This is a genomic window from Arenibaculum sp. (genome assembly GCF_035998295.1).
Lineage (GTDB): Bacteria > Pseudomonadota > Alphaproteobacteria > Azospirillales > Azospirillaceae > DASYHS01.
The window spans coordinates 1-10,591 of the sequence record NZ_DASYHS010000078.1 but is presented as its reverse complement, the minus strand read 5'-3'; the positions used below and the strand labels follow the sequence as shown (position 1 = coordinate 10,591).

Annotated in this window: 12 protein-coding genes; 6 read left to right on the top strand and 6 right to left on the bottom strand. The window is 71.1% G+C overall.

From position 1 onward, the window contains the following. Positions 1-23: 23 nt before the first annotated feature. Positions 24-644, bottom strand: a complete 621-nt coding sequence (locus VGO20_RS08845; RefSeq protein ID WP_327501958.1) for a MarC family protein — start codon at positions 642-644, stop codon at positions 24-26. Positions 645-970: 326 nt separating this feature from the next. Between VGO20_RS08845 and VGO20_RS08840 the strand changes: the two genes are divergently transcribed. Beyond that, positions 971-1,357 (top strand): response regulator transcription factor, encoded by a 387-nt coding sequence (locus tag VGO20_RS08840; RefSeq protein ID WP_327501957.1) that lies wholly within the window; start codon positions 971-973, stop codon positions 1,355-1,357. Here the strand turns inward: VGO20_RS08840 and VGO20_RS08835 are convergent. Then, positions 1,347-2,075, bottom strand: a complete 729-nt coding sequence (locus tag VGO20_RS08835; protein ID WP_327501956.1) for a Crp/Fnr family transcriptional regulator — start codon at positions 2,073-2,075, stop codon at positions 1,347-1,349. The two genes, VGO20_RS08840 and VGO20_RS08835, sit on opposite strands and share 11 nt — an antisense overlap. Positions 2,076-2,304: 229 nt before the next feature. Between VGO20_RS08835 and VGO20_RS08830 the strand changes: the two genes are divergently transcribed. Further along, entirely contained in the window at positions 2,305-2,733 is a 429-nt protein-coding gene (locus VGO20_RS08830; RefSeq protein WP_327501955.1) for a response regulator, read from the top strand. A 13-nt stretch (positions 2,734-2,746) separates the two neighbouring features. Here VGO20_RS08830 and VGO20_RS08825 read toward each other — a convergent pair whose 3' ends face one another. Beyond that, positions 2,747-3,577, bottom strand: a complete 831-nt coding sequence (locus tag VGO20_RS08825) for a DUF1194 domain-containing protein (RefSeq protein WP_327501954.1) — start codon at positions 3,575-3,577, stop codon at positions 2,747-2,749. Between the two features lie 312 nt (positions 3,578-3,889). Between VGO20_RS08825 and VGO20_RS08820 the strand changes: the two genes are divergently transcribed. Continuing rightward, positions 3,890-4,294, top strand: a complete 405-nt coding sequence (locus tag VGO20_RS08820) for a DUF6463 family protein (RefSeq protein WP_327501953.1) — start codon at positions 3,890-3,892, stop codon at positions 4,292-4,294. A 116-nt stretch (positions 4,295-4,410) separates the two neighbouring features. On the opposite strand, the gene VGO20_RS08815 is transcribed toward VGO20_RS08820, so the two are convergent. Genes VGO20_RS08815 through VGO20_RS08805 form a run of 3 tightly spaced genes read right to left on the bottom strand, consistent with a single transcriptional unit; the run spans position 4,411 to position 8,651 of the window. Continuing rightward, a complete protein-coding gene (locus tag VGO20_RS08815; RefSeq protein ID WP_327501952.1) occupies positions 4,411-6,282 on the bottom strand; it encodes an adenylate/guanylate cyclase domain-containing protein in 1,872 nt (623 codons plus the stop codon). Positions 6,283-6,319: 37 nt separating this feature from the next. Continuing rightward, the gene (locus VGO20_RS08810; protein WP_327501951.1) at positions 6,320-7,825 is read right to left on the bottom strand and encodes a M48 family metalloprotease; all 1,506 of its coding nucleotides are present in this window, start codon (positions 7,823-7,825) and stop codon (positions 6,320-6,322) included. Positions 7,826-7,859: 34 nt separating this feature from the next. Beyond that, on the bottom strand, positions 7,860-8,651 hold the full coding sequence (locus tag VGO20_RS08805; protein ID WP_327501950.1) for a thermonuclease family protein: 792 nt from the start codon (positions 8,649-8,651) through the stop codon (positions 7,860-7,862). 68 nt (positions 8,652-8,719) lie between these two features. Here VGO20_RS08805 and pip point away from each other — a divergent pair, with 68 nt between their 5' ends. From pip to VGO20_RS08790, 3 genes are all read left to right on the top strand, one after another. Beyond that, on the top strand, positions 8,720-9,670 hold the full coding sequence (pip, locus tag VGO20_RS08800; RefSeq protein ID WP_327501949.1) for a prolyl aminopeptidase: 951 nt from the start codon (positions 8,720-8,722) through the stop codon (positions 9,668-9,670). A gap of 102 nt (positions 9,671-9,772) precedes the next feature. Further along, positions 9,773-10,276, top strand: coding sequence for a hypothetical protein (locus VGO20_RS08795; protein ID WP_327501948.1), 504 nt, complete (start codon positions 9,773-9,775; stop codon positions 10,274-10,276). Positions 10,277-10,341: 65 nt separating this feature from the next. Then, a partial coding sequence (locus tag VGO20_RS08790; RefSeq protein ID WP_327501947.1) for a hypothetical protein occupies positions 10,342-10,591 on the top strand: 250 nt, incomplete at its 3' end.

Genomic DNA, 10,591 nt, shown 5'->3' with positions numbered 1-10,591 from the left:
CGTTCGGCCGGCCCCGGCTCCGGTCATGATGCCAGGACCGGAAAGCTCCCGCGCAGGCCGGTCACGATGTATTCGATGGCGACGGCGGCCAGGAGGAGTCCGAAGAACCGATTGAAGTTCGAGAGCGTAGTCTCGCCCAGGCGCTGCCCTATCCGGCTGGACAGCCGCAGCAGTATCCACATCACCGCCGTGACGGCGACGATGCATCCGATCACCGTGGCGAGATGAGCCGGTTCCGAGGCGTGGCCGACCTCGATGATGACGGTCGTGATGGCGCCGGGGCCGGCGATGACGGGAGTTCCGAGCGGGACGATGGCTACGCTGCGGTTTCCTGCGCCCCCTGCCGTCGTTCCGCTGCCGGCATGACCGCTGAGGACGGTGAGTGCTCCCATCAGGAGCACGAGCCCGCCCCCGATGCGGAATGAATTCAACGTCGTCCCCAGGACTTCGAGAACGAGATCCCCGGTCAAGGCGACGATGATCAGAATTACGACGACGGTGAAGGCCGCCAGACGGGCTGTCCTCGTCCGGTGATCCGGCGATTGTCCGTCCGTCAAGGTCAAAAATGTGGGAATGGCCGAAAAAGGCATCATGATCGCTAGAAGAGCGAGGGAAAAACGGGAGTATTCCGACCAGTTTTCCATAACAAGCAAGTATCCCAACATCCATAAGTCGAGTGCCTAGCCTATCGGAGAATTCATACCGATGAAATTGCGGAAAATCGGACTGGGGTGATCTCGATATCGGGGTGCCGGACAAGGGCCCGCCCCGCTGGCGGCCCGAGCCCCGGCCCGCTCCGCCGGGTTCCGGCACATGGGCTCGGCACATGGGCTCGGCGCGCCTGGGCCCGGCACATGGATTGCAAACGCTCATGCGTGCCGGGTGCCTGCATATCCGTCATTCTTGACGGGTTCGTGTTGAAGTACCTTGCGCTCGTCGCGCAACGCCCCTTCACGCCGGATTCCCCGCCTTGAGCATTCCCACCGTACTGATCGCCGAGGACGATTCCGTCATCGCGATGGCGATCGCCGGCGTTCTCGAAGCGCAGGGGATGCGCGTGTCCGCCAGCGTGCGGACCGCGGAGGAGGGAGCGGCCGAACTCCGGACGGGGCGGCCGGACGTCGCGGTCGTCGACGTGGCGCTCGCCGACGGGTCGGACGGGCTGGACCTCGTGCGGGCCTGTGCGGCGGCCGGGACGCCGGCGCTGGTCGTCTCGGGCCACCTCTCCGCGCAGGACGCGATGGCGGCGGGGGCCGCGGGGTTCCTGGCCAAGCCCTTCGACTACCTGGAGTTGGCCGCAGAGGTCCGGCGCATGCTGGCCCGGGACCCGATAGCGGGCGCACCCCTCACAGTATGATGCGCTCGCCCTCGTCCAGGGCCCGGTAGCCGGCGAAATCTTCGAGCCGGGCGCGGTCGAGCAGCACCAGCACGTTGTTGCCGAGCGTCGCCAGCCCGGCGTCGCGCAAGTCCGTCATCGAGCGGTTGACATGCGCGCCCGACAGGCCCAGCGCGTCGGCGAGGTGGCGGCGCTGCAGGGGGAACTGGCACCAGGTGCCGTTGGACATCCCGATGCGGTCGAGGCGGTCGAACAGCTCCAGCATCAGGTAGCCCATCCGCTGGGCCGCCGTCCGCCGCCCCAGGAAGGCGAGCTGCCCGTCCGTCCGGCGCTGGTCCTGCATCAACGTGCGCACGAGCAGGTGCGCCAGCGCCGGGTGTTCGCGGAACATCTCGTCCAGCGGCCGGCCGTCCAGCACGCAGACCGTCGCCGCCGTCAGCGTCTTGACCCCGTACTGCGTCTGGTCGAGCAGCGTCGCCTGCAGCCCGATCAGGTCGCCCGGCAGCAGGAAGTCGAGGATCTGCCGGTTGCCGTCGGGGAACTCCCGGTAGCGGTAGGCCCAGCCGGCGAACAGGGTGAACAGCCCTTTCGCCTCGCCCGGCACCAGGATGTCCGCGTTGGGCGCCATCGAGGACTGCGTCGATTGAAGGGTCTGGACGAAAGCCAGCTCGTCGTCGCCGAACTGATGGAACTGCGGCTTGCAGCGCAACCGGCACTGCTCGCACGAAACAACGGCCATGGGTGCTGAACTCCGCTCTCGATCAGGTGTCCGCCGCTTCGGTGACGCCCTCGAAAGGATCTCGGTGCGCGGAATGATGCGTGTAAGAGGCCGTATGCGGAAGTGTGATCTTTTTTCGCTATGGGAACATAGACGCCGTTTTCCTGTCGAAAATCTGAATACGGCAACCCTATCGGAAGGAGACGGAGCGTGGGCCCGCCAGCCGGAACCGTTCACGCGACGCAGGAAGATGAACCTTTTCCCTCTCAATCTGCTCATCCTTGGCGATGATCTCGTCGCCGCCTTCGCCATCCGCCAGCCGCTCGAGGCCGCCGGGCACCGCATCGTCGGCATCGCGTCCTCGCTCGCCCACGCGATGCGGGTCGCGCAGCACCAGACCGTGCATCTGGCGCTGGTCGACGTCCACCGGGACCGCGGTTCCGACGGGGTGGAGGCCGCACACCGGCTTTCGCTCCACCACGGCGTCGCGACGCTGTTCGTGACCTGCGACGACCAGGAGGCGATGGCCGCGGCGGACGGTGCGCTCGGCTGCCTGGACAGGCCGTTCTCGCCCGCCGCCCTGCTGGCGGCGGTCGAGGCGGCCGCGGAGCTGGTCGGGGGCCGGCAGCCGCTGCGGCTGCCGGCGGGGCTGCGCCTGTTCCCGCGCATCGCCGGCTAGGCCGGCCGCGGCCTCAGCGCGGCGCGTCCCGGAACCAGCCCCGTGCGGCGGCCTCGCCGGCCAGGCAGTCGATGCGCGGGGCCGGTGCCTGGAAGCTGGCGGGCAGGGCGGTAGGGGGCCTGCCCGCGATCTCCAGCACGAGCTTGCGCCGGATCGCCTCGCCCAGGTCGGCGACGTCCCAGACCGGCACGATGAAGGCGCCGGGGCCGCCGATGACGCAGTCCTCGTAGTAGACGTCGAGCTGGACCGCCGGTCCCGGCCCGCCGGGGCGCAGCATCAGCGGCAGGCCGTTGACCGTGATGCCCCGTGCGATAACGCCGTCGCGCGTCGGCTCGACCGGCACCCCGCGGTTGTTGGGGCCGTCGCCGGAAACGTCGATGACCCGGCGGATCCCCTCGAAGCCGCTGCCGTCGAACAGCGCCGCCGCGAAGAGCAGGGCGCCGGAGATCGACGTGCCGCGCATGCCGGCGTCCGGCGCCTCGGCAAGCTCGTCCGCGAAGCTGGCCGCCGTCCCCGCGTCCCCGACGACGCGCCACGGCACGACCACCGTCTGGGCGGTGGGGGCGCTCCATTCGACATAGGTGACGGCGACGCGGCCGTGGAGGCCCGAGCGGATCGCGGACACCACCTCGGGATGGCGGAACGCCTCGACATAGCCGAGGCGCTGGATGTCGCGCTCCTCCATGTCCATGGACGGGGACACGTCCACGGCCAGCACCAGTTCGAGGTCGACCGGCAGGTCCTGCGCGGTGCCGGGCGCCGGAAGGGCCAGGCAGGCGGCCAAGGCGATGAAGGCGACGGGCGCGAACCGGCGCGGAAGGGGCGGGATCGGCCGCAGGCTCATGAGTCCGTCTCCGTCGGTGTCGGGCGACGCCGTCCGAGGATAGCGCCCCCGCCGGCGGTCGTCCTACTGCGCGAAGGCGGTGCCGGTGGCGGTGGGCGAGGGCGTTGGCACCGCCTGCCCGAGCGTTTCCGGACGAACCGGAAACGCCCCCGCCCGGCGAGGGGCGAAAGCCGAGCCACGGAGTGGCGCCGGCGGCTGAGGAACATGAAATCCCCGGCGCAGCAACTTGGTGGCGCTCGCCACACCCGGCGAAGCTTCCCTCATTTCCATACACGGTGTATGGAGGGGCGGTAATCCGATTCGAGGTGCGAAATGTACAGAGCCTCCTGCTTCGGCCTGATCGTGTTAGGCGTGCTCCATCTCCTCGTTCTCGGGGTGGACGCCGCAGGTTATGCGCTTGGCTGGAGCCGGGGAATTCTGTGGACCTTCGAGCACTGGGCGCCTGTTGCTCAACAGTCACGGCCCTTGGTGCTGAGTGGTTTCGCCTTCTGGTCCAGCTTCGGCAGTTTCGCCTTGCCGCTTATTGGCCTGGGCTACCTTCTGCTCTGGATCGACAACCGCGGATGGTCGGCGCCACGGGCAGTGATTCTGGGGATCATTGGCTGGTCCCTGGTCGGCACATTCCTGATGCCGCCGAGCGGCTTTCCGCTCGCGTTGCTGGTGTCCCTGGGGCTATGGGCCCGGAGGGAGCCTGACCGGCGAACAGCCGCAGCCTGATCCCAGGGGCGCGACCGCGCCCCCTCTCCGCCAGGGGCGAAAGCCGAGCCACGGAGCGGCGCCGGCGCCTGAGGAACACGAAATCCCCAGGCGTTTCCGGCGCGTCCGGAAAACGCCTAGGGCCGCAGCCGGAAGATATCGACGGGGCCGCTGCGGCCGCGCAGTCCGTGCGGGCCGATCCCGTCGAGGTCCGGTCCCTGTCCCGCGGCCTCGACTGTGGCGGCGCTGACGAGGATCGTCGCCTCGCCGGGATCGCGGACCCGGGAGCCGAGTTCCTCGATGCGCTGCGCCACGTTCACGGTATCGCCGACGATCGTGTAGTTGATCCGGCTCGCCGAGCCGATGTTGCCGACGACGACGGGTCCGGTGTGCAGCCCGATGCGGATATGCACGGGCGGCTCCCCCGCCGCGGCGCGCTCCGCGTTCGAGCCGGCGAGCACGGCCGCGATGGCGCGCGCCGCGCGCAATGCCCGGGCGGCATGGTCGGGCTGCTCCTCGGGCGCGCCCCAGAACGCCATCACGGCGTCGCCGATGAACTTGTCGACCGTCCCGCCCTCGGCCTCGATGCAGGACGAGACCAGCGTGAAATGCCGGTTCAGCAGCAGCGCGGTCTCGGCCGGGCCGAGATCCTCGGCGAGCGCGCTGAAGCCGCGGATGTCGCTGAACATCACCGTGACGACGCGTTCCTCCGATGCGATGCCGTCGGCCGCGCCGTGCCGGATCAGCCTGAGCACGAGGCCCTTGGGGACATAGGTCTCGAACCAGCGCAGCCCCGCGACCATGCGGTTGAACGCCTCGGCCGCCTCGCCCAGCTCGCGGAACCGGCTGTCGGGCAGGGTCGGCGCATGGCGCAGGTCGAGCGCGCCGACGCTCGCGGCCGCCCCGGCGAGCCGGGCGATCGGCCGGCTGATCTTGCGGCCGACCAGCAGCGCCGCCCCGACGCTCAGCAGCAGGATGCCGACGCCCGACCAGCCCGTGATCAGCAGGCGGCGGACCTCGCCCCCGACCTCCTCGGAGCGGAAGTTGATGCCGACGATCCAGGGCTGGGTCCCGAACCCCTCGATCGTGCGCAGCAGGAACACGTAGCTGTCCCCACCGACCTCGACGATCCGCGCCTCGGTCTGGTTCTTGAGGTCCGAGCCCGGCTGCGCGCTGCGCCACAGGCTCGCCAGCACCGGGTCGTCCACCTGTTCGATCAGCGGCAGCGGCATGCCGTCCGGCTGGCGCGAGAGGTCCCGGTCCAGGAAGCGCAGGTTCTGGTGGGCCAGGACGTGGTCGCGGTCGTAGAGGACGAAGGCGTTGAGGTTGTCGTCGACGAACAGCTCCGACAGGAAGGCCGAGAGGTCGCCGACCGTGACCGTCGCCATCAGCATGCCCAGGAACTTGCCGTCCTTGCGCACCGGCGTGCGCAGGCTCAGCAGCGTGGTGCCGAGCTCCGCCGCCCAGACCGGCGGCGCCCAATGCGGCCCCTCCCGCCGGCTCGTCTCCTCGATCGCCATGCGCATCTCCTCCGATGCGCCGAGATCGACCCAGTCCGTGCGCAGCTCCCCGGAGAAGCGGCTGATCCACAGCGATTCGCGGGTCGGGCCGATGAAGCCGATGCTCGAGATGTGGGGCGTCGCCGCGAGCGCGCCGCGCAGCGTGTCGGCGAGCCGCACCGGGTCCCCGACGTCGAGGCCCCCGGTCTCGATCAGGCGCGCGAGGAACGTGCTCTGGTCGCGTGCCGGCTCGAGCTGGTGGCGCACCCGGACGACCACGCTCTTGAGCGCGAGGTCGGCCTTGTCGTTGAGCAGGGTGAAGGTGTTCCGGCCGGCGCTCAGCAGGCCGAGCGCCAGCACCGCCGCCACCGCGGCCAGCATCAGCCCGCCGAAGCCGGCCATCAGCACGGCCGAGATCGGCAGGCGCAGGGGCCTGCGCCGCCGGGCGGGCGTCTGGCTGGGCAGTGGTGCGCCGGGCAGTGGCGGGCCAGGGGATGGTGCGTCGCTCATGGCCGGGACACTATCCGCAGCGGTCGTTGCGCGGCAATCACCGGATCAGCTTGATCCTGCGTCCCGGTTCCAGCGGCGTCCCGGGGGCGATGCCGTTGAGGACGGCCAGCCGCTCGACCGCCATCCCCTCCAGCGGCAGCCCGGCCGCTAGGCTTTCCAGGGTGTCCCCGGGGCGGACCGTCCGGACCTCGATCCGCAGCGGCGCGAGGTCCCGCGTCTCGGCCGGCTCCAGCCGCCGGAAGCTGTAGCTCGTCTCGCGCAGCGCCAGGTTCATGGCCCCGGTCAGCCCCTTGGGGGTGGCGAAGACGAAGCGGTAGATCCTGTCCGGCCCGAAGCGGATCGCGAGAAGGCGGGCATCCACCGGCGTCCCGCCCAGCCGCGCCTCGGCGACCGCGGTCGCCGCCGGCATCCCGTTGACCTCGATCCTCTCGACGCGGCCGAGCGCCATGCGCGCGCCCCAGTCGTCGGCCAGGTAGTCGGCAACGTCGCGCACCGGCGGGACCCGATCGGCATCGAAGATGATGGCCGACCCGTCCGGCCCGGCCGCGATCACCTGGTCCGCGCCGTTGACGATACGGAAGCCCTCGGGCACGTCGAACCGGAACCCGAGCACGGGGTGGAAGAAGGTCCGGCCGCGGACGAAGCCCTGTTCCGCCGTGTCCCCGAAGATCATGCCGTCGACCGCGTCGAGGAAGGCGTCGCGCCCCCGCTCGCTGCCGGCGGCGGCACCCTCGGCGCCGGCGGCAGCGTCGCGCGCCAGCGCCGACGCCCGGGCGACCCGCTCCTCCGTCTGGGGATGGCTCGACAGCCACTGGCCGATCTGTTCCGAATCCGGCCGGCGCCCGGCCAGGGCGGCCTTCAGCTCCGCGTCGCGCTGCATCGTCTGCAGGAAGTCGACCACGGCCCACGGGTCGTAGCCGGCCGCCGTCAGGTAGCGCATGCCGATCGCGTCCGCTTCCAGCTCGTGGCCGCGGCTGTACCCCTTGAGAAGAAGCTCCGCCGTGGTCCCGGCCGCCTGGCCCGCGATGGGGCCGAGGCCGACCACCGCCAGGCCGACCAGCGCCACCTGGGCGATCGTGCTCTGGGTGGCGCGCGCCGCGGAATGGCGGGCCGCGACATGGGCGATCTCGTGGCCGAGCACGGCGGCCAGTTCCGCCTCGTCCCCGACGATGGCGAGCAGGCCGCGCGTCACGTAGACGTAGCCGCCGGGCAGCGCGAAGGCGTTGGCGATCGGGCTGTCCAGCACCGTGAAGGTGTAGTCGACGTCGGGCCGCGCGCTGGCGGCGGCGATCCGGCGGCCCACGCGGTCGACGAGTGCCCGGACCTCCGGGTCCGCGTACTCGCCGCCGTACTCGGCAAGGACCTTCGGGTGCTCGCGCGCTCCCAGCGCCGCGTCCTGTGCCGGCGACACCAGCGTGAACTGCGACCCGCCGGTGGCCGGGTTGACGGCGCATCCGGCAAGCGCCGCCATCGCGGCGCCGGCGACGGCGGCCCGCAGCCGGCGTCCCGGCGACGGGCGTGTGGGGGAGGGTGGGAGGCTCATCGGTTCCGTCCGCGCAGCGCTCGGGTGTCGCCTTTCAATGGGGACTGCGTGCGCCGTCGTAAAGAGGCTCCCCGTCGGCGAGGATCTCGATCTGCTCGGGATGCGTCAGCTCGATCGCCGGGCCGTTCACCGGATGGACCCAGCCGCGCACGCGGATGCGGCGGCCGGCGAGCTCGAGCGGGTCGAGCCCGGCGTCGCGGAAGGCCGGCAGCGCCGACGCGGGGATCGAGGCGGTGAAGTCGTCGCGCCAGTCCGGGCCGAAATTGAGATAGGCCCGGCGTCCGCGCCGGGACACGGCGGCCACCTCGCCCTGGACGAGCTGGAAGGTGCCGGCCGCCGGCCCGGCCCCGTCGGCGGGATGGATCCGGTAGGCGTCGTACCGCCACAGCCCGATGCGGCGCCGGCGGGCTTCGCGCTCGATCGCGAGCATCTCGGCCGCGAGTTCGCGCGTGGCCGGCGTCGTGTGCACGCGTGCGACACCCCTTTCCAGCAGCGCGCCCTGCACCCAGGTGCCGTCTTCCAGGCGCAGATGGGCGAGCACGCGGCCATGGCGGTCGGGAGGAGCCTGCCACGTCAGCGTCACGGTCCGGCCCGCCAGCAGCCGGCGGAGCACCGCCGCGGCCACCTGCGCATGGGGCCAGCCCGGCGGAGGGAGGCGGACCCCGGCGAGATGCACCCGCCGCCCGTCGTCGAGCACGGCGGCGCCGTCCGCGACCTCCGCGACCTTCGCCGCCGGCTCCGCGGACGCCGCGCCGCTCAGGAGCGGACCCCCCAGGCACAGGATGCCCAGGTACAGGATACCCAGGCACAGGAGGCCGGCGCTCAACGCGGTCTGGCCGGGAGGCGCCCGCTCTCCTACACTAGCGCGCCACGAAATCGACATGGGCATTCAAGATGCCGCGCATCGAGCTGTTCCCCCCGATCGAGCCCTACGAGACCGGCACCATGCCGGTGGACGACATCCATACCATCTACTGGGAGCAGAGCGGCAACCCGCACGGCGTCCCGGTGGTGTTCCTGCACGGCGGGCCCGGTGCGGGGGCGTCGGCGACCCACAGGCGGTTCTTCGACCCGTCCCATTACCGCATCGTCGTCCTCGACCAGCGGGGCGCCGGGCGGTCCACGCCGCTCGGCGAGACCCGGCGGAACACGACCGGGCTTCTCGTCGACGACCTGGAGCGGCTGCGCACGCGACTCGGGATCGACCGCTGGCACGTCTTCGGCGGCTCCTGGGGGAGCACGCTGGCGCTCGCCTACGCCGAGTCGCACCCCGAACGCTGCCTCGCCCTGGTGCTGCGCGGCATCTTCCTGATGCGCCGGCGCGAGATCGACTGGTTCCTCTACTCCATGCGGGTGATCCATCCCGAGGCGTGGGAGCGGTTCGCGGGCTTCGTCCCGGCCGAGGAGCGCGGCGACCTGCTGGAGGCCTATCACCGCCTCCTGAACTCGGACGATCCCGCCGTCAGGATGGCCGCGGCCCGCACCTGGAGCATCTACGAGGGGGCGTGCTCGACCCTGCTGCCGAGCCCCGAGCTGGTCTCGATCTCCGGCGAGGACAACCACGCCCTGTCGCTGGCCCGGATCGAGGCCCATTACTTCCGCGACGGCCTGTTCGAGCCCGAGGACAGGCTCCTGAGGGACATCGACCGGATCCGCCACATCCCCACCGTGATCGTCCAGGGCCGCTACGACATCGTGTGCCCGATCGTGACCGCCGACGAGCTGCGCCGGGCTTGGCCCGAGGCGGAGTACGTCGTCGTTCCCGACGGTGGCCATTCGGCGATGGAGCCGGGCGTCCGGGCTGCCCTCGTCGCGGCGACGGAACGATTCAAGCGCATCGGGTGACGCTCGCGCGGCACTCCTGGAACATGGAAGCCGATCACGGTATATTACGGATTGTGACGGGGGCCGCTCGGGCGGCGTCGTGTTTCCGGGAGTGTTCCGCAAGTGCGCGGTTTGCTGGTTCTGCTGTCCGCCGTGGCCGGCCTCGCGTTCGTCTCCCGTCCGGCGACGGCGGCGAGCGAGTACGAGTACCTGATCGGCGACACGGGCTGGGTCGAGATCCAGCCCGACGCACGCACGCCGTCCCTCCAGCTGCAGTTCGAGCCGCGGCTCGGCTACTGGAACGCGCTGCCGTCGGCGGGGCCTGCGCTCGCTCCTCCGGTCGGCGCCACGCCGCGCCCCGGCGGCGTAGGGGTCGGGCTCGAGCTTCCGGTGGGCGAAAGCTTCTCCTTCACGCCCAGCATCGTTGCCGGCCGGCAGCCGACCAACGACGCCTCCTCGCCCGGCATGGCGCTGGAGCTGCGCGGCGGCGCCGAGCTCTCCTACGATTTCGGCAACGACTTGCGGCTGGGCGCGGCCTGGTTCCACATGACGGAGGGCGGCATGTCCTCGTCCGAAACCGGCTCCGACCTCTTCACCTTCAGCTTCACGGTGCCGCTCGGCCGCTGACGGCGGCTTGACGAAGTTCTGCTTTCGTTCCATACTGCCCTTCCCCGATCGGAAGGAGCAGGCCCGTGACGCTCGACCCCCGCCAGGAACTGTTCTGCCGCTTGGTCGCCAACGGCGCCACCCCCGCCACCGCGGCCCGGATGATCGGCTACGCCGACCCGGCCGCGGGCGAGGCGCTGCTGGCCGAGCCCGGCATGGGCGAGCGCGTGGCCACATTGTCCGCCGCCCGCGAGACCGGCCACGCCGCCATGTTCGAGCGCCTGGAGGCCTGGCTGTCCCACCTGGTCGAGCACTCCATCGCCAACGGCCAGACCG

What these genes read in the sequence shown, in the direction of transcription:
- VGO20_RS08815 (WP_327501952.1), bottom strand. Translation starts at nt 6,282, where the DNA reads ATGAGCGACGCACCATCCCCTGGCCCGCCACTGCCCGGCGCACCACTG.
- VGO20_RS08845 (WP_327501958.1), bottom strand. Translation starts at nt 644, where the DNA reads ATGGAAAACTGGTCGGAATACTCCCGTTTTTCCCTCGCTCTTCTAGCG.
- pip (WP_327501949.1), top strand. Translation starts at nt 8,720, where the DNA reads ATGCCGCGCATCGAGCTGTTCCCCCCGATCGAGCCCTACGAGACCGGC.
- VGO20_RS08820 (WP_327501953.1), top strand. Translation starts at nt 3,890, where the DNA reads ATGTACAGAGCCTCCTGCTTCGGCCTGATCGTGTTAGGCGTGCTCCAT.
- VGO20_RS08835 (WP_327501956.1), bottom strand. Translation starts at nt 2,075, where the DNA reads ATGGCCGTTGTTTCGTGCGAGCAGTGCCGGTTGCGCTGCAAGCCGCAG.
- VGO20_RS08810 (WP_327501951.1), bottom strand. Translation starts at nt 7,825, where the DNA reads ATGAGCCTCCCACCCTCCCCCACACGCCCGTCGCCGGGACGCCGGCTG.
- VGO20_RS08830 (WP_327501955.1), top strand. Translation starts at nt 2,305, where the DNA reads ATGAACCTTTTCCCTCTCAATCTGCTCATCCTTGGCGATGATCTCGTC.
- VGO20_RS08825 (WP_327501954.1), bottom strand. Translation starts at nt 3,577, where the DNA reads ATGAGCCTGCGGCCGATCCCGCCCCTTCCGCGCCGGTTCGCGCCCGTC.